A 19,860-nucleotide genomic window follows, 5' to 3' on the forward strand; every position below is an offset into this window, starting at 1 on the left:
TCCTTTACGGCATGTCCATGGGAACAGCTCACTTCTTCGGCGCGAACGCGACCTGGACCACGCGGCCGCTCTCGACCTGGCCGGGGGCGACGTCCTGGGACACTGCGACGCCGGAGCCGGAGGCGCGGAGCTCGACCTTGGCGCGGCCGGCGAGGTCGAGGGCCTGGGCGAGGGTGAGGCCGGTGAAGTCGGGCATGCCGGTGGTGACCTTGGGGTGGGCGGCGGCGCCGCTGCCTCGCTCGTCGGTGCCGGGCAGCGACGGCTCGACGTCGATGTCGGCGAGCACGCCGAGCGAGGCCGCCATCTGCTTGGCGGCGACGACCACGGGCTTGGGCGGCGGCGGCGTCTTGCCGTCGTCGCGGGGCACGCCGAGGTGGGTCATGAGCTGCGCGCCGAGGCGGGCGAAGCTGGGGGCCGCGACGTCGCCGCCGTAGTGGGCGCCCTCCGGGACGTCGACCGACACGAGGATGACCACCCGTGGCGCGCGGGCCGGCAGCGCGCCGATGAAGCTCGCGTAGTACATGCCGTCGGCGTAGCCCTTGTTGCCGGCCTTCTGCGCCGTCGAGGTCTTGCCGGCGACGCGGTAGCCGTCGACGTGGGCGTTCTCGCCGGTGCCGAGGTCGGTGTGCACGACGTCCTCGAGCATGCGCATCACCGTCTTGGCGGTCGCGCTGCGGACCAGTCGCTCGCCCTCGGGCGCGTGCTCCCACACCGAGCCGCCGCGGGCGTCGAGGATCTTCTGCACGATGGTGGGGTCGTGGTAGACGCCGTCGTTGGCCAGCGCCGCGAACGCGGCGGTGACCTGCAGCGGCGACGCGGCCATGCCCTGGCCGAACGAGATGTTCGCCATCTGGATGTCGGACCACTTCTCCGGCGGCGCCAGCAGGCCCGCGGTCGCGCCGGGCAGCTGGACCCCGGGGCGCTCGCCGAAGTGGAACTTCTTGACCCACTTCGACAGCGTCTGCTTGCCGAGGCGGTCGGCGATCTTGGTCGTGCAGATGTTCGACGACGCCGCCAGGATCTCCGTCACCGTCAGCCACTCGGCCGGGTGCGCGTCGTGGATGGTGTTGCGCGGCGTGTACTTCCAGCGGCCCTTCTCGCAGTAGAACGTCTCGTTCTCGCGCACCGCCCCGAGCTCGAGCGCGGCGGCGACGGTGACGGCCTTGAGCGTCGAGCCCGGCTCGTACGCCGCCTGGACCGCCAGGTTCTGCGTCTGGTGGGCGCGCTCGACCGGGTGGTTGGGGTCGTAGGTCGGCCGGTTGGCCATGGCGAGGATCTCGCCGTTGCGCGGGTCGAGCACGAGGATCGAGGTGCCGACCGGGTTCCACTGGCGGACGAGGGTGTTGATCTCCTCCTCGACCATCGCCTGGATCTGCGAGTCGATCGTCAGCACCACGGTGTCGCCGCGCGCGACCCCGGGGTCGGGCACGCCGTCGACCAGCAGCTTCTTGCCGGCCGCGAAGTAGGCCGGCGACAGCGCCTCGCGGCCGCGCAGCTGCATGTCGAGGCCGAGCTCGACGCCGGCGGTGCCGCTGCCCTGCGCGCCGACGCGGCCGAGCACGTGCGACGCCAGCAGCCCGCGCGGGTACACGCGCGCCGTCGACGGCTCGAACGACACGCCCGGGATGCCCTTGCCCTGCAGCGCCGCCATCTGCGCGTCCGACAGCGGCAGCCGCAGCAGGCGGTAGGCCTTGTCCTTGGCGATCTCCTCGCGCAGGTAGTCGGCGCTCTCGTCGGGCTCGATCTCCAGCACCGCCTCGATCAGCGCCTCCTCGGCCCCGCGGGCGCGCACGAGGCGGGGGTTGATGGCGATCTTGTGCACGCGGTCGTCGACCGCCAGGGTCATGAAGTCGCGGTCGACGATCTCGCCGCGGCTGGCCGCCAGCTTGAAGCTGCGCAGCTGCTGGCGGTTGCCCTGCTCGGCGTAGGCCTCGTGCTCGACGGTGGCGAGCCGGGTCGCCTTGACCCCGGCGCCGACCAGGGCGGCGCAGATCGCCGCGCCGACCAACGACGCGCGCACCCCGACCGCCCGCATGTCGCTCGCCATCGGCGCGGGGATCAGGTTCTTGCGCATGATGTTGCCGCGCTTTTCGGACATGTTCGATCCGCCCTGTCTCATCCGCCCTGTTTCGAGGGACCTGTCTGTTTGGACTCGTCGCGCAGCCGGATCGCCTGCAGCCGGTCCGGCGTGGCCGGCACCATCTGCATGCGCCCGGCCGCCACGTCCTCGATGTAGTCGGGGTGGCGCAGGTAGGCCCGCTCAGCCTCGAGCCGGCGCTTCTCGTCGAGCAGCCGCCCGTGCTCGGCCGTCAGCTCGGCGATGTCGGCCCCGAGCTCGAGCACCCGCGCCCGCGTCCGCACCTGCACCACGCCGGCCGCGGTGAGGAGCCCCAGCGCCAGCATCAGCACCAGCGGCAGCCCGGTCGGCCGGCGCGGCGGGGGCGGCGGCAGGCGGTCGTCGGCGCGCTGAAAGCCGTGCTCGAAGTTCGGCGGCGCGGCGCCGCGACGGGCGTTGCGCGGAGGCGTGGTCGTCGGCGTCATGGCAGCGCACGCTCCAGGACTCGCAGCCGGCTGCTGCGGCTGCGCGGGTTGGCTGCGACCTCGGCGTCGCCGGGCGCCGCGCCCTGGCGCCAGCCGGCGGGGACGACGAAGCGCGGCCGCGGCAGGTCGCGCGCGGCGATCGGCAGGCCGGGCGGCGGCTGCTCCGCGCGCGTGAGCGCCGTGAAGCGCTGCTTGGTCGCGCGGTCCTCGAGCGAGTGGAAGGTGATGATGCCGAGCCGACCGCCGACCTGCAGCCGCTCGGGCGCCGCGCTCAGCAGCCGGTCGAGCTCGCCGAGCTCGTCGTTGACGCGGATCCGCAGCGCCTGGAAGGTGCGCGTGGCGGGGTGGATCCGCAGCCCCAGCTTGCGCCGCTGCGGCGCGCTCATCGCCGCCGCCACGACCTTCGCCAGCACCCCGGTGGTGGTCGGCCGCACCGCCACGATCGCGGTGGCGATCCGCGCCGCGTCGGACTCCTCGCCGTAGTCGCGAAGCACCTGCGTCAGCTCGGCGACGCTGATGTCGGCCAGCAGCTGCGAGGCCGGCACGCCGCGGCTCGGGTCCATGCGCATGTCGAGCGGCGCGTCGACCTGGAACGAGAAGCCGCGCGCGCCCGTGTCGAGCTGGTGTGAGGACACTCCCAGGTCGGCGAGGATGGCCGTCGCCGCGGTCACTCCGGCGGCGTCGAGCACCTCGGGCAGACGACCGAAGCTCGAATGCACGAGTTCGACTTCGGCTGGCAAACGCTGGCGCGCCTCGGCCAGCGCCTCCTCGTCGCGGTCGAGAGCGATCGCCCGCAACCCGGGGCCTTCGGGTCGGGCGTCCGCATAGGCGGCGAGCACGGCCAGAGTGTGGCCGGCCCCGCCGCAGGTCGCGTCGACGAACACCGGCGCCTCGGCGCGCACGAGCGCCGGCACGAGCGCCTCGCAGACCTCGCGGACCAGGACCGGCCTGTGGAACTCGGAGGACATGGCGCGCGCCAGGCGGGTGTGACAGCGCTCGCCGGCCCGGTCAAAAAACAGGCCCGCCTGGGGCCGGGACCGGGCCGCGAGGGGTCCGCGCGGGCGATTCGGGCGCCCCGCCAGGGGCCGTCCCACCGGACTCGGCCGCTCGCCCCGGTCTGCCAACGGGGAAAATTCTCCCGAAAAAACAACACCTTGGGCACTTTTTCATTGACCCCCACGGGCCAAAATTTGTAGCTTGCGCTGCCTTATTTCGAGGGAGCCCGCCGTGCTTTCGACGCGGATGAAGAATTATCGCCAGCTCTTCGAGTCCTCGGAGCTCCTCTGGGAAAAGCTCGGGATGCTCAACGCCGCTCAGCGGCGGAACTTCGACGAGCGCTTCATGATGTCGTGGATCTTCCACGACTTCGCCCTCGAGGGGCAGATGCTCTCGGTCGCGGAGATCAAGGCCGCCATCGACGACGAGATCATCTCGACGCCGAGCCTGATCCCCGCGTATCTGCACGTCAAAGCGGTCCGCGACGGCATCTACATGTTGCTCGAGACCCGCGGCAAGCGCCTGCAGCTGTCGCTGGAGTGGCTGAAGAAGCTGCACCAGACTCTGCTGCCGCAGGGCAAGAAGGATCAGGTCCAGTACCGCAAGGACAACCCGATCCACCGCATGTACTTCCACGACCTCGCGCCGGCCGACAAGATCAGCTACCGCATGCGCAAGCTGACCGACTGGTTCCGCACCGAGGAGTGCCGCAAGGCGCACCCGATCGAGCTGGCGGTCGAGGTCCACCGCGAGCTGATCCGGATCTTCCCCTGGCCGGACATCAGTGGGCGCGTCGCGCGCCTGGCGATGAACGCGATCCTCATCGCCGAGAACTACTGGCCGTGCATCCTGCACCACAACGAGCGCCAGACCTACTACGACGTGCTCCGGCTCGATCAGGACCAGCTGCTGCAGCTGGTCCTGGACAGCATGGACGAGGGGATCCGCTCGTCCAGCAAGCTGTACCAGAGCATTGTTGACTCTTCGCGGGCGTGACAGACAGTAGGCAGCGCATGCCCGTGCCGAACAACCTCCAGGTCCGGCCGCTCCGCGTAGTCCGCGGCGCCCAGGTCTTCGCGCGAGCTCGCCTGCCCTCGCGCCACGGCGAGTTCGAGATCGTGTCGTTCATCGACGACGTCGGCCGCACCCTCGACGACGTGGCGATCGTCCGCGGCGACGTGGCCGGCCGCGCCGAGGTGCCGACGCGGATCCACTCCGAGTGCCTGACCGGCGACGTGTTCGGCTCGTTCCGCTGCGACTGCCGCGACCAGCTCGAGCTCGCGCTGCAGCGGATCGCCGGGGGCGACGCCGGCATCATCCTGTACCTCCGCCAGGAGGGCCGCGGGATCGGCATCGCCCAGAAGATCCGCGCCTACCACCTCCAGGAGCAGGGCCTCGACACCGTCGAGGCCAACCTGCACATGGGCTTCGACGACGACCTCCGCGACTACTCGGTCGCCGCCGCCATGCTGCGCGCCCTCGGGGTCGGCTCGGTCGTGCTCCACACCAACAACATGAGCAAGGTCGCCGGCCTGCAGCAGGGCGGCGTCGCCGTGGCCCGCCGCGAGCCGCTGATCGCCGAGGCCCGCGAGCAGAACCGCCGCTACCTGGCGACCAAGCGCGACAAGAGCGGCCACCTGCTCTGACGGGCATGTCCCCTGGGACATGGCTGCGCAGCCATGTCCTTCGGAGCATGTTCTGAAGAGCATGCTCTCGCAACCTCCTGCTCGAAACCGGCGCGCCCGCGCCGCTTGAGCGCCCGCGCCGCCGCGCCTACCATCGGCGGCATGACGGACGCTGCCATCACCGCCGACGAGGCCCTGGTCATCCTGCGCGAGGTGTTCGCCGCGCCGATCGTCGTCGCGCTCGAGCCCGACGCGTGGTGGGGTCGGCCCGAGGCGACGCTGCGCTTCCGCTTCGAGGCGGTCGAGGACGAGGGCTGGGCCAATCTGACGCGCGAGCTCGACACGGGCGACGACAGGGCGCGCACGAGCCAGTGGGTCGAGCCGGTGCCGCGCGGCCTTGCGGTCTCCCGCGAGCGCTACCAGGCGTTCGCGCACGGCCTGCGCGACGCGATGCCGGCGATCTTCGTGGGCCTCGGCCACGGCCCCGACAGCGACGATCCGTCCCGCTCGTTCCTCGCCCATCGCCTGCGCGACGCGTCGCTGGTCACGCGCGAGGACTTCGCTCGCGCCCTGCGCAGCTGACCGCGCGCGCCGCCGCGACCCAAAAAGAAGCGGCGGAGCACCTTGCTCCGCCGCGGGTCACCTCGGGCGCGATGCCGGTTCGTGTTGCGGGGCTGTGAACCCCGTCAGGGGTTTCCGGCCGTGGTGGGCCGGGTGCCACGGGCGTGGCGCGCGGTCAGTCGCCGGGCTGACCAGGGGGTGACTTTCGGCGGCGCGGCGGCGCCGTCGCAGGTCGGCTCGCGCGCGGCGAACCGGTGAAGGGCGTGACTTTACGGCCGCGTCGGGGCGGCCGGGGGTGTCACTGCGTGCACGCCCCGCAGAGCATGCACGAGAAGGGCGGCTCGGCGAAGCGAGCCTCAGACCCCGGCAAAGGCTAGTCCGCACCTCCTGAAGAGCACGACAGTCGAGGCGCAGCGCAAGTACGACACACACAACGATCTGCTTGGTTCATCAGTTACCTCCTTTTGCCGGTGGCCTGAGGGTGACGGTCCAACCTTAGCAAGGTTGCGTGCGCCGGCAAAGAGTTGTGACCCGCTCGCGCCCCTCTCGCGGCGGACCCGCGGGCAGCGGGGCGCGGCCGGGGCGCGAGCGGGTTTGACAGTGCCGCGCCACGCGTGGCAAGAGCCACGGCGATGAGGTCCTCGTGGTAAACTCGGAAGTGGTCCAGACCGGCCCCGATCACGCGCCGGTGTTCGCCGCTCCGGCGCGCTGGGGCCTCAGCGTCCGCGCCGGCCGGCTCGCGGCCGAGGATGTCGCGCTCGCCGAGATCGCCGCGGCCGTGGGGACGCCGACGTACGTGTACGGCGCCGGCGAAATCGCCGCTCGCTTTCATGCCCTGGCCCGCGCGTGCCGCTCGCACCCGACGCTCGTCGCCTACGCGGTCAAGGCCAACAGCAGCCAGGCGGTGCTGGCTCACCTCGCGCAGCTCGGCGCCGGGGCCGACATCGTGTCCGGCGGCGAGCTGCGGCGGGCCCTCGTGGCCGGCGTCCCGGCCGACAAGATCGTCTTCTCCGGGGTCGGCAAGCTCGACGCGGAGCTCGACGCGGCCATCGCCGCCGGCGTGCGCGCGATCAACATCGAGTCGGTGGCGGAGCTCGACCGCGTGGCTGCCCGGGCGCGCGCGCTCGGCCGCGTGACCTCCGTCGCCCTGCGGCTCAACCCCGACATCGACCCGGACACGCACCCGTACCTGGCCACCGGCCTGCGCGAGAGCAAGTTCGGGATCGCCATGAGCGACGCCGCGGCGGTGGCCGCCCGCGCCCGCGCCCTGCCCGAGCTGCGCCTGGTCGGCCTGGCCTGTCACATCGGCTCGCAGATCCTCGACGAGTCGCCGTTTTTGGCCAGCTTCGAGCGCCTGGCCGGCCTCGTGCGCGCCCTGCAGGCGGACGGGGCGCCGCTGCGCCAGCTCGACCTCGGCGGCGGCATGGGCATCACCTACGCGCCCGCCGACCGCGAGCTCGACGTCGAACGCCTCGGCGCCGCGCTCACGACCGCGGTCGCGCCCCTCGGCCTCGAGCTGGTCTTGGAGCCAGGTCGCTACCTGGTCGGCAGCGCCGGCGTGCTGCTCACGCGGGTGATCGGCCGCAAGCGCAGCGGCGAGCGCGAGTTCGTGATCGTCGACGCGGCCATGAACGACCTGCTCCGGCCCGCCCTCTACGGCGCGTATCACCCGATCGTCCCGGTCGACGTCGCCGCCGGCGAGCGCCCGCCGATCCGCGCCGACCTCGTCGGCCCGGTGTGCGAGTGCGGCGACTTCCTCGCCCAGGACCGCCTGATCGCCCCCGCCGAGCCCGGCGAGCTGCTGGCGATCCTCAGCGCCGGGGCCTACGGCATGGCCATGGCCTCCACTTACAACTCGCGCCCGCTCGCCGCCGAGGTCATGGTGCGCGGCGATCAATTCGCGGTCACCCGCGCGCGCAAGACCGTCGACGACCTCATCGCCGACGAGCAGCTCCCGGCCTGGCTGGCGCGCTGACACCTGTCCCTCGGGACATCTGATTCTTCCTCTCGCGGCGCCCTCCCCGGGTCGCCGCGCGTTCGTCTCGCTGGACCTGGTTGCTGTCTCTCGGGACATGCAAACGAGGAGACTGCCGCCTGTCTCTGGGGACATCGTCTGCTGCCCGCTCGGGACATCCTCTCCGTGACAGGGCGGCCCTCTCTCGGCCCCTACTCCTGTTTCTCAAGACATCCTCCTCGTGACGGGCAGCCCGGCGCTCGGCCCATGGTCTCCTGTCTCTCGGGACATCATCCCCGTGACGGGCAGCCCGTCTCTCGGCACGCGGGCCACTGTCTCTCGGGGCATCCTCCCCGTGACGGCAGCCCGTCGCTCGGCACGCGGGCCACTGTCTCTCGGGACATCCTCCCCGTGACGGGCAGCCCGTCTCTCGGGCCCATGCTTGTGTCTCTCGGGACAGCCGGCCCGCTTCTCCGGGCCCCCGCGGCCGTGAGGCGGAGCGCGCGCGACGGCCTGAGCGCGACCGACGCTCGCGTGCTACAAGGGCCGGGGTGACGCGGCGCATCGACCCCCGGCTGCACGACGCCAAGCGGACGGCGATCCTCGACGCCGCCGAGCGCCTGGTGGCGACGAAGGGCTACGAGGCCATGTCGCTGCAGGACCTGCTCGACGCGCTCGGGATGTCGAAGGGCGCCTTCTACCACTACTTCGAGTCCAAGCCGGACGTGCTGCTCGCGCTGGTGGAGCGCCGGACCGCCGCCGTCGAGGCCAACCTGCGCGCGCTCGTCGACGAACCCGGGCTGTCCGGGCCGGACAAGCTGGCCCGCCACTTCGCCGCGGTCGACGACTGGAAGCGCGACGCGGGGCGAATCGTCGTCGACGTGGCCCGCTCGTGGTACGCCGACGAGAACGCGCTCCTCCGCCACAAGCTGCTCGTCCACGGCCTCGCGCGCGTCACCCCGTTGCTCGCGCAGATCGTCCGCCAGGGCGTCGACGAGGGCGCCTTCACGACCCCCGACCCCGAGCAGACCGCCCGGATGATCCTCTGCCTGCGTCACGACCTCGGCCGCGCCATCGCCGAGGCAGTGGTCGCCGACCCGCACGGCGAGCCCGACGTCGCCAGGATGGCCGAGGCGACCGCGGACGCGATCGAACGCCTGCTCGGCGCGGCACCCGGCTCGCTCTGGCCGGCAGCCCGGGCGTTGCGGCCCCGCCGCGCCGCTGCGACGTGATCGTGCGGAGCTCTCCCGCGCAGACGGCGAGCTCCAGCGCGGACCCGCGGCCGACCTCGACGACATCGCTGGCGAGGCCCGCAGAATCCGCGAGGTTCGTGCGCAACGAGGGGCGGCGGCGCGCGTCTTCGCGCGCGATGCATCTCTCCCCTCGCCTTGACGGGCCCTCTACTGACTGTATAGTTAGACCAACGGTCTACGAATCAACGACCCGTTCGCGGTCATCAACGAGGAGCAGTGCCATGCCTGCCACGCCAGAGTCGAGGGCCCGGACCCGCGCGTTCGCTCGCGTCATCGGTCCGTTCGTCCTCATCGTCCCGCTCATCATCGCCGTGCGTCTGCCGGCGATGGGCGACCTCGACATCTTCGCCCTGCCGATCGTCGTGTGGCAGTTCGGCGCGCTGCTGCTGGTCTCCGGGCTGATGATCATCGCCCACCATCAGTACTGGTCGAGCGGTCCGGCGATCGCGATCTCGCTGTTCGGCTGGTTCCTCGCGCTCCGCGGCCTCGCCCTGCTGGCGATCCCCGACGTTATGGCGCGCGGCGTGTCGGCGTCGATGACGATGGTGCCCGTGGCGCAGGCCGGGTTCGCCGCGCTCGCGGCCGTCGGCGCCTGGCTGACCTTCGTCGGCTACCTCGCCAGGGCTTACGCGCCCGAGCCGACACCCGCTCGCTGACACGCCAACCGCTCCGCCGACCTCGACCCTCTCCTCCGCGCCCTGCGTGGCGGCCCCGCCGGACGACCACGCCGCGCGGGAGGTGTTGCGCGTCAGCCCCATGCTAGCCTCGCTCGCGTGAGCTGGTTCGTCCCGCTGTACCTCCTCGGTCTGCTCGCGATCATCATCCCGGTGGCTCGACGCCACATCCGCGCGGACCGCGAAATGAAGGCGGTACTCACCAGCGGTGAACCTGCGTTCCCCTGGCGGCTGAACATGGCGGAGATCCGCGCGGCCCCCGAGCTGTGGCGCGAACGCCTGCGCGGCAAGGCGCGCTCGATCCACGCGGTCAGCATCCCGATCTTCGACGTGCCACACGGCGACTTCGGGACCGTGGACGACAGCCGGCCGAATTACTCGAGCTTCCTCGTCGACAGCCACGGAGAGCCGCACGACCTCGAGTCGAACCACCGGTGGGAGCCGATCGAGACCAATGCGAGCTGGCTGGCGCAGCTGCTCGAAGTACCGTTCGAGAGCCGGATCTAGCACTCCGCCGGCGGCACCGCGCCCCGGAGCGCGCCCGTGCGCCTCGCCGAGGCGGCCGCGAGCGCAGACGGCTGCGCACCGGCGAGCGCGGCCGCGTGCGCGAGAACGGATTCTTGCGCGCCCGGCCCGCCGCTGGCTATCGTCCGCGCCGATCGAGACTCTCATGACCGACTCGCGCGCCCGCACCCTGTTCACCGACCTCCGTACGTGGCTGTTCGCCCTCGCCCTCGCCCCGCTGGCCACGGCCTGCGGCGGCGACGAGGGCAAAGAAGAAGCCGGCGACGTCCCCGAGATCGACTGTGCCGAGTCCCCGGCGCCGAAGTTCTCGGAGATGTCGGCGGTGTGGAACAAGTGCACCACCTGCCACTCCTCGATGCTGACCGGAGCCTCTCGCGTGAACGCGCCCGTGGGCGTCGACTTCGACACCTACGCCACCGCCAAGACCCACGCCGCCACCGCGATGCACGAGGTGAACGAGGGCGCCATGCCGCCGGCCGGCCTGCCCGCCCTGTCCGCCGAGGAAGAGGACCAGCTGTACCGCTGGGCCAGCTGCGGCACCCCCGAGTGATCTGCCCCGAGGGGCATGCCCCTCGTGCCATGTTTTAATGGACATGCCCCTCGGGGCATGTCCTCAAGCGTTCCCGGCGCTGAACTTGAGGCCGACGATGGCGACCACCAGCATCGTCAGGAACACCACCCGCAGCGGCGCGACCGGCTCGCCGAGCAGCAGCATCCCGCCGATCGCCGCCCCGGCGGCGCCGATCCCGGTCCACACCGCGTAGGCGGTGCCGATCGGCAGCGACTTGCTGGCCTGGGCCAGGAGGACGAAGCTGGCGAGCAGGGCCACGACCGTCAGCAGCGTCGCGGTCGGCTTGTTGCGGACGTCGAAGCCGTCGCTCCATTTGAGGCCGAGAGCCCAGCCGACCTCGAGCAGGCCGGCGACGACGAGATACATCCATGCGGTGGACATGATGACGCGCTCCTTCTCGCGTCGTCTTGTCCTCACCGGGTACGGCGCACCTCGTCCGGGCCCGCGATGCGGGCGAAGTTCGGCTCAGCTTAGCCGCTCGGACCCGGCGGGCCCGGCCGGCGCGGCGTGAGGCAACTTCACCTGTCTTAACGTGCAGGCACGGCGCCTGCGGCGCGTCAGCCCGGCGGCACGAAGTTCTCGCAGGCCTGGTCGATCACCGCGATCGCGTCGTGGAAGAACGGCTGGAACGAGTCGGCGCAGATCTGGCCGATGCTGCCGTAGGTGAACATCTCGGCGAAGTCGATGATGCGGTGGGCGACCTCGGCCGCGCTGGCGCACTCGGGGTTCTCGGGGCCGATCAGGGCGAGGGTGACGATGTTGGTCTCGATCCCGCCCTTGAGCGCGACCAGCTCATTGAACCAGTCGGGCGGGTCGCCGGAAGAGCCGTCCTCTTCCTCGTCGGTGATGACGACCAGCACCAGGAGCGCGTCCTGGCGGACGAAGCCCTCGTTGCACGCGCCCGGCTGGCCCAGCTCGGACCCGAGCGCGCGCAGGGCCGCCTGCAGCGGCTTCTCGTTGCTGTCGCCGGAGGTGCCGACCTGGGCCGCGCAGGAGAAGCGGGTCCCGAGGTCGTCCTGCTCGGTCATGTAGCGCTTGCCGCTGACGTAGGGGCCGCAGTAGGCGTTGCTCGAGTTGCTGCCGTCGGTCTGGGTGATCAGCCCCCCGAGCACGCCGTCGCACGGGTTCTCGTTGCCCTCGTACTTGTCGGTCGAGACCACCCCGATGTGCAGGCTCTCCGCGTCCACCAGCTGTTGCTGGATCTCCTGCACGAAGCCCGGGAAGCTCGCCACCAGGTTGTCCTGCTCGTCCTTCATGCTCGACGAGTTGTCGACCACGAACAGCAGGTCGACCTTGAGGCACGCCTTCGGCTCGGGCGGCGGGCCGGCGTCGGGCGTCTTGCCGATGTCGAACTTCGGGCCGGCGCCCGACGGGTCGGGCGCGCTGCTGCCGTCGTCGCCGGTGGTGAGCGCGGTCGTGCCGGTGGCCTCGCCCGTGGTCGGCGCGGTGGTGGACGTCGCCTCGTCGGTGGTCGCCGGCAGCGAGCCCACGCCCGAGATGATCGCCGCGGTGGCAGAGTCACGGCGGCCGCCGTCGTCGGAGCAGCCGGAGAGCGCGAGCGAGGCGAGCGTGACGAGGGCTGCGGCGCGGAGCATGACGCGACGGTACGACCGCGGCGCGGCTCGCTCAAGCCGATCGCCACGTCGCGCACGACCGCCGCGCGATCGACCTGCAGTTCTCGGGTCGGCGCCGATTCACAGCTGCAGACCGCGGGCGCGGAGCTGCGGGCGAACAGCGTCCGGCTGGCGAAGGCGCGCCCGGGCCCCGACTGCGGGCCTCGGGGCTCGCGGGCCCCTCAGGCGGCGCGGCGGACCAGGTGGACCACGGCGAAGCGGGCGGCGTCGTCGGTCCACGCCTGGGTCAGCGTCAGACCTGTGCTGGAGGACATGTCTGAAAAGCCATCCAGCGTGTACTTGTGCGACAGCTCGGTCAGGATCGCCTCGCGGGCGCGGAAGCTGAAGCTGCGGCCGCCGACGCCGACGACCTGGTCGATCTTGCTGACCAGGTACATCTCGATGCGCGCGGCCGCCTCGTTGTAGACGGCGCGGTGGGAGAAGCGGCCGGGCTGGAACTCGCCGCCGAGCTCGCTGTTGATGCGGTGGAGCAGGTTGAGGTTGAACGCCGCGGTCACCATGTCGCGGTCGTTGTAGGCCGCCTCGAGCACCTGCTTCGACTTGACGAGGTCGATGCCGACCAGGGCGCCCTCGCAGCCGGGCGAGCGGGCGATGTTCCGCAGCAGCGCGGTGGCCTCGGCCGGCTCGAAGTTGCCGATCGTCGAGCCGGGGAAGTACACCAGGCTGCGGCCGAGGGCCCCGGCCGGCAGGGCGAACGGGCGGGTGAAGTCGGCGTGGAGCGGCAGGACCTTGAGCTTGGGGTACTCGCGCTGGATCGCCGCGCTGGCGGCCAGGAGCGGCTCGCGCGACACGTCGACCGGCACGTAGGCGGTGGCGTCGAGGTGGTCGAGCAGGAGGCGGGTCTTGATGCTCTCGCCGCTGCCGTACTCGACGATGATCCGGCGCGGGCCGACGGCAGCGGCCATCTCCATCGCGTGGTCGCCGAGGATCTCGATCTCGGCCCGGGTGGGGTAGTACTCGGGGGTCTCGCAGATCGCCTCGAACAGGCGCGAGCCGCGGGCGTCGTAGAAGTACTTGGACGGCAGGCGCTTGGCCGGGCGCGACAGGCCCTCGAGCACATCGGCGAGGAACCCGTCGGTCGGCGCCTGCGTCGCCTCATCGAGCGTGCGGGGGAGCGGTCGCATCATGCATCCTTGGTGAGTCGGATCCCCGTGAATGGCCACCGTGCCCGGGGCGGAAAGAAATTGCGGTAACTGGCACGCAAATGATCCTGCGGGGAAGCGCACGAACCGCCGCGGAGCACCATTTGGTTCGACATGAACTTGCCGTTGTATTCGCCGAGCGCGCCTTCCGGCGGGCGATAGCCGGGGTACGGCAAGTACGCGCTGGCCGTCCACTCCCACACGTCGCCGAACAGCTGCGTGGGCCGCCCGTCGCCTGATGGCGGCGGGTCCGCGGCGGTCGGGTGGAGGCGGCCCGACTCGACGAAGTTGCCGCGGACCGGGGCGCTCTCGGCCAGCGCCTCCCACTCGAATTCGGTCGGCAGGCGGGCGCCGGCCCAGCGGGCGAACGCGTCGGCCTCGTAGTGCGAGACGTGGACCACCGGCGCGTGCGGGTCGAGCGGGCGGGGGCCGCCGAGCGTCATCTGCCACCATGTCCCTTCGGACATGTACCAGTACAGCGGCGCCGTCCAGCCCTCGGCCTGGACCTGCGCCCAGCCGTCGGACAACCACAGCGCGCTGCGGCGGTAGCCGCCGTCGGCCACGAACTCGGCGTACTCCGCGTTCGTCACGCAGCGCGACGCCAGCGCGTAGGGCCGCAGCAGCGTCCGGTGGCGCGGGCCCTCGTTGTCGAAGTGGAAGCCGTCGCCGGCGTGGCCCGCCTCGCGCACCCCCGCGGGGCCCGGGCACCAGCGCAGCGGCGGCGCCGGGTGCGACGACGCCGGCGCCGCGCTCGTCCGCAGCCCCGGCCGCAGCGGGCTCTGGGCGACCAGGTGCAGCAGGTCCATCAAGATCAGCTCCTGGTGCTGTTGCTCGTGCTCGAGCCCCAGGCGCACCCGCTCGCCGAGCCACGGCGGCCCGTCCTGCGCCAGCAGCTCGTGCATCGCCGCGTCGACGTGGGCCCGGTACTGCAGCACCTCGGCGACGGTCGGCCGCGACAGCAGGCCGCGGCGCGGCCGGCTGAACTGCGGGCCCACGGCCTCGTAATACGAATTGAAGAGGACCTCGAACTCGGGGTGAAAGGGCCGGTAGCCGCGGCTCGCGGGGCCGAGCACGAAGGTCTCGAAGAACCACGTGGTGTGTGCCAGGTGCCACTTGGCCGGGCTCGCGTCCGGCATGCTCTGGACCACGAGGTCCTCGGCGGGCAGCCCGGCGACCAGCGCCTGCGTGGCCGCCCGCACGCCGGCATAGGCGGCGCGCACTCAGAACCTCCCGCCGAGGGCGACCCCGAAGCCCTGTCCCGAAGGACCTGCTCCCAAGTGCAGCTGGCCGCGGCGGGCCGTCTTCTTGCCCTGGCCGGTGTCCTGGCGCTCGAGCGTCTTGAGCTCGGCGCGCGAGGACAGGGCGTCGACGGCCATGAAGGCCGAGCCCGCCAGGCCGAGCCCGCCCGCCAGGCTGGTGACGCCGACGAAGCGCAGCGGCTCCTTGTCGCCGTACTGACCGATCAGCCACAGCGCGCTGAACACCACCGCGCCGGCGTAGAGGGCGTAGCCGAGGCCGCGCGCCCACAGCTTGCCGCGCACCCGCAGGTCGCGGCTGGTGCTGGCGCCGCCGATGGCGACGATCGGCGTGCCGAGCAGCGTCGTCGTCAGGCCGAGGCCGGCGTACATGAAGTGCTTCATGGCGAAGTCGCTCGGGTCGGTCTTGCCGGCGCGGCCGGCGTCGTAGATCACGCCCATCAGCATGCCCACCGCCGAGAAGCCGACTCCCACGCCGGCGCCCACGCGGGCCCACTCCGACGGCGTCGACTCGCGGCCCTCGGCGCACTCCCACGAGTTCTCGTGCACCGCCGTGACCGCCGCCAGCGGGGCCTGCTGCGCGCCGTTCTTCGGGTGCTGGTAGAACACCGCCGACTTGTCGGCGCGGGTGAAGGTCACGCACTCGCGGCCCGCGGTGCCGAGGATGATGAGCACCCGCCGCCCGGCCAGCCGCTGCCACTGCGCGTCGGTCACGGGCGCCGGGTAGTAACGCGGCATGTTGTCCGCCGCCGGCGCCGCTGCCGGGGCTTCGGCCGGCGCCGCGGCGTCGCCGGCGACCGCGTGGTGGATCAGCGTGACCTGTCCCCCGGGCAAGGGCCGATCGGACATGTCCGAAGAGACCTCCACTTCGACCGCCTCGGGCCCGGCGTATGCGCGCAGGCCGGCGGGCGGGGCGAGGGCGAGCGACACGACGGCGAGCGCGACGAGCATGGCCACAGTCTACACGGCCTTGGGCGGCGCCTGCAGCAGGGCCTCGACGACCCGCTCGAGCTTCATGCCGCGGCTGCCCTTGACGAGCAGGGCGCCTGGTCGCTCGGCGAACGCGGCGCGGACGGCCGCGACGAGGTCGGAGACGCAGAGGCCGGCGTGCCAGGACGCGATCCCGCCGGCCTTGGCCGCGTCGGCGGCGGCCTGCGACAGCGTGCCGAAGGTGAACAGGGCGTCGAGCTTCAGCGCCGCCGCCAGGCGACCGACCTCCGCGTGCAGCTCCGGCCCGCGCTCGCCCAGCTCGAGCATGTCGCCGATCACGGCGGCCAGCGGCCCCGGCCGCGACGGGCGCAGCGCCGCGAGGCTGTGCAGCGCCGCCGTGACCGAGCCGGGGTTGGCGTTGTAGTTGTCGGCGATCAGCAGGTGGTGCTCGTCGAAGTGGAGCACCCGGCCGCGATCGCCGACCGGCTGGACCGCCTCGAGCGCCTCGATCATCGGCCCGACCGGGCAATTAAGGTGGAGCCCGACCGCCAGGGCGGCCGCCGCGTTGCGGGCGTTGTGGGCCCCGAACACCCGCAGGCTCAGGCGGATCTCCTCCTCCCCGCCGCCCGGCAGGTGCAGGCGCAGGGTCGCGTGGGTGCGCTCGTCGAGCTCGACCCCGACGATGCGCACGGCCGCGTCGGGACCTTCCCCGAAGCGCAGGATCGAAAGGCCAGGCGGGAAGTGGGGCGGGAGCAGCGGCTCGTCGTCGGGGACCACCGCGACGCCGCCCGGTCGGACGTGGCGCAGCGGCTCGGCCTCGGCGGCGGCGATCGCCTCGAGGCTGCCCATGAACTCGAGGTGCTCGAGCGCGACGCTGGTGATGACCGCGACGTCGGGCCGCACCACCGCGGCCAGGCGCTCGTTCTCGCCGGGCGCGCTCATCCCCAGCTCGAGCACGATCGCCTCCGGGTGATCGGGCCCGTTGAGCAGCGACAGCGGCACCCCGAGATGATTGTTGAGGTTGCCGCGGGTGGCCAGGACCCGGCCGTGGCGGCTGCGGAGGACCGCCTCGATCAGCGCGCGGGTGGTCGTCTTGCCGTTGCTGCCGGAGATCGCCACCACCGGGCCGCGGCAGCGGTCGCGGGCGGCGCGGCCGAGCACCGTCAGGGCCGCGAAGGTGTCGGCGACCTCGATCACCGTGACCGTCGGGTCGTCGGGCAGCGGGTGCCCTGGCGCCTGCAGGACCGCGGCGGCGCCGGCCCGGATCGCGTCGGGGATGAACGCGTGGCCGTCGCGGGCGGCGACGATCGGCACGAACAGGCCGCCGGGCACGGGGTCGCGGCTGTCGACGAAGGCGCCGCGGATCTCCCGCGAACCGGCGCGGAGCAGCGCTCCGCCGGTGGTCGCCGCCAGGGACTCGGGGGTGAAGTGCACGCAAGACCGTTAGCACCCCGACGCGTCGGCGCGCCAATCTTCGGCTCGGCCCGCCGCGGCGGCTGCGCAGCGGGTCGGCGGCGGGTCGAGGGCGCGAGGCCACCGGGGCCGCGGAGCCGCGACGGGGCGAGCGTCCCCCGCCCGGTCGGTGCGGTCGCGGCGGGCGCCGCCTCCGATTTGTCCCATCACATGTCGTAAGGGACATGTCCCATCGGCCCGATGCTGCACAGGCGGGCGCGGCTGCGTGGTCGGCTGCGGCCCTGGCTCGCGTTCGCCCGCAGCCGCATGCTGCGCGTCGTCGCGCGGCTGCGTCGCAGGCGTCACGGGTCCGTGGCCGCGTTGACGCCGGGTCATGCTAGCCTCGTGGATGGGCCACCCCATGCACACGCTGGTGCTCGATCCCGGCTTCCTGCCGATCAAGGTCATCTCGTGGCGGCGTGCCCTGTGCCTGAGCTTCCTCGACAAGGTCGAGGTCCTCGCCAGCTACGAGCGCGAGGTCAGGACCGTCAACCACAGCTACCCCACCCCCTCGGTCGTCCGGCTCTTGCACGCCGCGCGCCCGGGCCCGCAGGTGGTCCGGTTCTCGCGCAAGAACGTCTATCTGCGTGACAACCATCGCTGTCAGTACTGCGGCATTCAATACAGCGACCACGAGCTGACCCTCGACCACGTGGTCCCGCGGGTCGACGGCGGCAAGACCACCTGGACGAACGTCGTCACCGCGTGCGGCGCCTGCAACCGGCGCAAGGGCGGGCGCACCCCCGAGCAGGCCGGCTTGCCGCTGCGCACCCGCCCTGCCCGGCCCAAGTGGACCCCGCTGACCCTGGCCCAGCGCCTCCCGTTCCACGACGTCCCCGAGGCCTGGCGGGCCTGGCTCGGCGCCGCGTGAGGCCGCACCTGTCTCGCGGGACAGGTCGCTCTCGCGGTCGAGCCCGGTCGCCCCGCCGCCATGGCCGCCGCGGCGCAGGGCCCGCCGCGTCGACGCGCTGGATCATGAGCTGTCCCGAAGGATATCTCGCCTTCGCGCCGGGCCGAAGCCGCGCCATCGGACAGTGAGCTGACAGGCCCGTGGGACCGGCGCGTTCACATCGCCCGCCGCGGCCGCCACGTGTCCAAAAGACCGCCGAACCCCGGGTTCGCCGCCATGCCCTCGGCGAGCCCGACGCGACTGCAAGGTCATGTCCCGAAGGACAGCCTGGTGTCAGCCCGGGATCGTCGTCATGCACTCGGTGAGCGGCCCGGCGAGGCCGCTCCAGCCGTTGTAGCCGCCGTTGAAGTCGTAGTCGGGGCCGGTGACCAGCGGCCGCGAATTGGAGAAATCGTCGAGGTCGACCTGCATCAGCTCGGCGCCGGTCTCGTCGTCGCCGGAGCTGAGGATGTAGAGGCGCGGCTGGAGATCGTCGAACAGCGGCCCGCCGAGCGCGTGGATCCCCCACGTCCCGTCGGTGTCGGCCTGCTGCATGCCGGTGCCGGTCGTGTAGTCGATCTGCCACAGGTTGCTCGAGTCCATGGCGAAGCCGAGGCTGTCGCTGACCTCGCCGTCGACGATGCCGGGCGACATGTCGTCGATGTCGGCGACCGACGCGTTGCCGAGGTCGGTGATGACCTCGAACGCCAGGTCGCCCTGCAGGTACGCGCCGGTGAAGCGGAGCAGGCGGTTGCCCACGTTGCTCGACACGTCCTCGCCGGTGTCCATGAGATAGACCCGGCCGTCGCAGTCGGTGTAGAGCGCCTCGACGCGGATCGGCTGGTCCTGGCCGTCGTTGGGCACGACGCCGAGCAGCGTCGCCTGGGCCGGCGTGTTCTCGGTGGTCGGCGGGTCGGCGACGTGGAAGATCTGGGTCCCCTCGGCCGACTCGCGCGAGCCGATCAGCGAGCCGTCCTCGAGCATCGTCAGGCCGTTCTGGCCGAACACGAGCGGCTCGTCGGCGACCAGCTCGTTGCTGACGAGGGTGACCACCGAGCCGTCGGCCGGATCGATCTCGATGTACACGAGATAATTTTCCACGGAGTACCACAGGTTCGGCGAGTCCCACAGGCCGTTGCCGCCGGTCGTCTCGGTGGTCGTCGTGTCGGTCGTCGTCGTGGTCGTCGTCGTCGCGTCGGTCGTCGTCGTGGTCGTCGACGTCGTCGCGTCCGTGGTCGGCAGCGCCTCGGTGGTCGGGTCGGTGGTGGTCGTCGTGCTCGCGTCGCCGGTGCCGAGCGTGGGGTCGGTCGCGGTCGTCGTCTCGCCGTCGCCGGTGGTGTCGTCGGGGCCGGTCGTCAGCGTCGTCGCCGTCGACGCGTCGGACACCGCCGCGGTGTCCGTCGAGGCCGGGTCGCCGGGATTGCAGGCGAAGAGGCCGAGCGGAGCGGCGAGGAGGGAGAGGAGCGCGGCGCGAGTCGAGTAAGTCATCGGCAAGAAATTCACCTCGTTCGAGACGGTCACCCAGTGTCGCGGCGCCCGCCCGGCTTGTCCAGGCAGGCGCATGTCGGCCGCGGGCGCAGGTGCCCGCACCGCGCCGCGACTTTGCGGGCACGCGCGCGCGCTCCGGCGCTCGCCGATGCACGCAGTCGGTCCCGCCGGAGCTCGCGAATGCGTCCGCACCGACGCGCGAGCTATCCCACGAAACATGACCTGGAGGACATGCTCTTCGGAGCATGCCCCAGGCGCTGTCGGCGTTCTTCCGCGGTTCGCCCCCGCCCGCGCTGTTTGTGGTCGATTCCCCGACGTCCTCGCGTGACGCTCGTTCCTCTGCGCTGCCCGCCACCTCGTGCGGCTCAT

Annotated in this window: 19 protein-coding genes and 1 riboswitch; of the genes, 9 read left to right on the forward strand and 10 right to left on the reverse strand. The window is 72.1% G+C overall.

The annotated features are described in order from the left end of the window. Window positions 1-28: 28 nt before the first annotated feature. From O0S08_RS38235 to rsmH, 3 genes are read right to left on the reverse strand one after another with little or no spacing between them, the layout of a single operon-like run. Window positions 29-2,098 carry a PASTA domain-containing penicillin-binding protein gene (locus O0S08_RS38235; protein ID WP_269034409.1) on the reverse strand — a complete coding sequence of 690 codons (2,070 nt, stop codon included), beginning with the start codon at window positions 2,096-2,098 and terminating at the stop codon, window positions 29-31. 17 nt (window positions 2,099-2,115) lie between these two features. After that, entirely contained in the window at window positions 2,116-2,541 is a 426-nt protein-coding gene (locus O0S08_RS38240) for an FtsB/FtsL family cell division protein (RefSeq protein WP_269034410.1), read from the reverse strand. After that, entirely contained in the window at window positions 2,538-3,509 is a 972-nt protein-coding gene (gene rsmH / locus O0S08_RS38245; protein ID WP_269034411.1) for a 16S rRNA (cytosine(1402)-N(4))-methyltransferase RsmH, read from the reverse strand. The genes O0S08_RS38240 and rsmH overlap by 4 nt, the downstream gene beginning before the upstream one ends. 259 nt (window positions 3,510-3,768) lie before the next feature. Between rsmH and O0S08_RS38250 the strand changes: the two genes are divergently transcribed. From O0S08_RS38250 to O0S08_RS38285, 8 genes are all read left to right on the forward strand, one after another. Beyond that, window positions 3,769-4,533, forward strand: a complete 765-nt coding sequence (locus O0S08_RS38250) for a Fic family protein (protein ID WP_224196711.1) — start codon at window positions 3,769-3,771, stop codon at window positions 4,531-4,533. A 17-nt stretch (window positions 4,534-4,550) separates the two neighbouring features. Beyond that, window positions 4,551-5,183, forward strand: a complete 633-nt coding sequence (ribA, locus tag O0S08_RS38255; RefSeq protein WP_269034412.1) for a GTP cyclohydrolase II — start codon at window positions 4,551-4,553, stop codon at window positions 5,181-5,183. 141 nt (window positions 5,184-5,324) lie between these two features. Continuing rightward, window positions 5,325-5,744 (forward strand): hypothetical protein, encoded by a 420-nt coding sequence (locus O0S08_RS38260; RefSeq protein WP_269034413.1) that lies wholly within the window; start codon window positions 5,325-5,327, stop codon window positions 5,742-5,744. Window positions 5,745-6,366: 622 nt separating this feature from the next. Continuing rightward, window positions 6,367-7,698, forward strand: a complete 1,332-nt coding sequence (lysA, locus tag O0S08_RS38265; RefSeq protein WP_269034414.1) for a diaminopimelate decarboxylase — start codon at window positions 6,367-6,369, stop codon at window positions 7,696-7,698. A 530-nt stretch (window positions 7,699-8,228) separates the two neighbouring features. Further along, window positions 8,229-8,909, forward strand: coding sequence for a TetR/AcrR family transcriptional regulator (locus tag O0S08_RS38270; RefSeq protein ID WP_269034415.1), 681 nt, complete (start codon window positions 8,229-8,231; stop codon window positions 8,907-8,909). Window positions 8,910-9,151: 242 nt separating this feature from the next. Beyond that, window positions 9,152-9,586 (forward strand): hypothetical protein, encoded by a 435-nt coding sequence (locus tag O0S08_RS38275; RefSeq protein WP_269034416.1) that lies wholly within the window; start codon window positions 9,152-9,154, stop codon window positions 9,584-9,586. 117 nt (window positions 9,587-9,703) lie between these two features. Then, window positions 9,704-10,111: a hypothetical protein gene (locus O0S08_RS38280; protein ID WP_269034417.1), complete on the forward strand. Its 408-nt coding sequence runs from the start codon at window positions 9,704-9,706 to the stop codon at window positions 10,109-10,111. A gap of 163 nt (window positions 10,112-10,274) precedes the next feature. Beyond that, entirely contained in the window at window positions 10,275-10,679 is a 405-nt protein-coding gene (locus O0S08_RS38285) for a hypothetical protein (protein ID WP_269034418.1), read from the forward strand. 63 nt (window positions 10,680-10,742) lie between these two features. On the opposite strand, the gene O0S08_RS38290 is transcribed toward O0S08_RS38285, so the two are convergent. From O0S08_RS38290 to O0S08_RS38315, 6 genes are all read right to left on the reverse strand, one after another. Continuing rightward, on the reverse strand, window positions 10,743-11,081 hold the full coding sequence (locus tag O0S08_RS38290; RefSeq protein WP_269034419.1) for a DMT family transporter: 339 nt from the start codon (window positions 11,079-11,081) through the stop codon (window positions 10,743-10,745). Window positions 11,082-11,096: 15 nt separating this feature from the next. After that, window positions 11,097-11,160, reverse strand: a riboswitch (guanidine-III (ykkC-III) riboswitch). A 97-nt stretch (window positions 11,161-11,257) separates the two neighbouring features. Next, window positions 11,258-12,295 (reverse strand): hypothetical protein, encoded by a 1,038-nt coding sequence (locus O0S08_RS38295; protein WP_269034420.1) that lies wholly within the window; start codon window positions 12,293-12,295, stop codon window positions 11,258-11,260. A 200-nt stretch (window positions 12,296-12,495) separates the two neighbouring features. Then, complete coding sequence (egtD, locus tag O0S08_RS38300) at window positions 12,496-13,461, reverse strand: L-histidine N(alpha)-methyltransferase (RefSeq protein WP_269034421.1); 966 nt, start codon at window positions 13,459-13,461, stop codon at window positions 12,496-12,498. Further along, the gene (egtB, locus tag O0S08_RS38305; protein WP_269034422.1) at window positions 13,458-14,696 is read right to left on the reverse strand and encodes an ergothioneine biosynthesis protein EgtB; all 1,239 of its coding nucleotides are present in this window, start codon (window positions 14,694-14,696) and stop codon (window positions 13,458-13,460) included. The genes egtD and egtB overlap by 4 nt, the downstream gene beginning before the upstream one ends. Next, window positions 14,697-15,683 carry a hypothetical protein gene (locus tag O0S08_RS38310; protein WP_269034423.1) on the reverse strand — a complete coding sequence of 329 codons (987 nt, stop codon included), beginning with the start codon at window positions 15,681-15,683 and terminating at the stop codon, window positions 14,697-14,699. It lies immediately after the preceding gene. A 9-nt stretch (window positions 15,684-15,692) separates the two neighbouring features. Continuing rightward, a complete protein-coding gene (locus O0S08_RS38315; protein ID WP_269034424.1) occupies window positions 15,693-17,096 on the reverse strand; it encodes a UDP-N-acetylmuramoyl-tripeptide--D-alanyl-D-alanine ligase in 1,404 nt (467 codons plus the stop codon). A 379-nt stretch (window positions 17,097-17,475) separates the two neighbouring features. Here O0S08_RS38315 and O0S08_RS38320 point away from each other — a divergent pair, with 379 nt between their 5' ends. Then, window positions 17,476-17,985 carry an HNH endonuclease gene (locus O0S08_RS38320; protein WP_269034425.1) on the forward strand — a complete coding sequence of 170 codons (510 nt, stop codon included), beginning with the start codon at window positions 17,476-17,478 and terminating at the stop codon, window positions 17,983-17,985. Window positions 17,986-18,297: 312 nt separating this feature from the next. Here the strand turns inward: O0S08_RS38320 and O0S08_RS38325 are convergent, their stop codons facing one another. After that, window positions 18,298-19,491 carry a hypothetical protein gene (locus O0S08_RS38325; RefSeq protein WP_269034426.1) on the reverse strand — a complete coding sequence of 398 codons (1,194 nt, stop codon included), beginning with the start codon at window positions 19,489-19,491 and terminating at the stop codon, window positions 18,298-18,300. Window positions 19,492-19,860 lie beyond the last annotated feature (369 nt).

This window comes from Nannocystis punicea, from assembly GCF_026965555.1.
Taxonomy (GTDB): Bacteria; Myxococcota_A; Polyangia; order Nannocystales; family Nannocystaceae; genus Nannocystis; species Nannocystis punicea.

Coding starts and splice junctions, on each gene's coding strand:
- ribA (WP_269034412.1), top strand. CDS start 4,551: ATGCCCGTGCCGAACAACCTCCAGGTCCGGCCGCTCCGCGTAGTCCGC.
- O0S08_RS38240 (WP_269034410.1), bottom strand. CDS start 2,541: ATGACGCCGACGACCACGCCTCCGCGCAACGCCCGTCGCGGCGCCGCG.
- O0S08_RS38325 (WP_269034426.1), bottom strand. CDS start 19,491: ATGACTTACTCGACTCGCGCCGCGCTCCTCTCCCTCCTCGCCGCTCCG.
- O0S08_RS38235 (WP_269034409.1), bottom strand. CDS start 2,098: ATGTCCGAAAAGCGCGGCAACATCATGCGCAAGAACCTGATCCCCGCG.
- O0S08_RS38275 (WP_269034416.1), top strand. CDS start 9,152: ATGCCTGCCACGCCAGAGTCGAGGGCCCGGACCCGCGCGTTCGCTCGC.
- O0S08_RS38310 (WP_269034423.1), bottom strand. CDS start 15,683: ATGCTCGTCGCGCTCGCCGTCGTGTCGCTCGCCCTCGCCCCGCCCGCC.
- egtD (WP_269034421.1), bottom strand. CDS start 13,461: ATGATGCGACCGCTCCCCCGCACGCTCGATGAGGCGACGCAGGCGCCG.
- O0S08_RS38295 (WP_269034420.1), bottom strand. CDS start 12,295: ATGCTCCGCGCCGCAGCCCTCGTCACGCTCGCCTCGCTCGCGCTCTCC.
- O0S08_RS38260 (WP_269034413.1), top strand. CDS start 5,325: ATGACGGACGCTGCCATCACCGCCGACGAGGCCCTGGTCATCCTGCGC.
- O0S08_RS38320 (WP_269034425.1), top strand. CDS start 17,476: ATGCACACGCTGGTGCTCGATCCCGGCTTCCTGCCGATCAAGGTCATC.
- rsmH (WP_269034411.1), bottom strand. CDS start 3,509: ATGTCCTCCGAGTTCCACAGGCCGGTCCTGGTCCGCGAGGTCTGCGAG.
- O0S08_RS38290 (WP_269034419.1), bottom strand. CDS start 11,081: ATGTCCACCGCATGGATGTATCTCGTCGTCGCCGGCCTGCTCGAGGTC.
- O0S08_RS38285 (WP_269034418.1), top strand. CDS start 10,275: ATGACCGACTCGCGCGCCCGCACCCTGTTCACCGACCTCCGTACGTGG.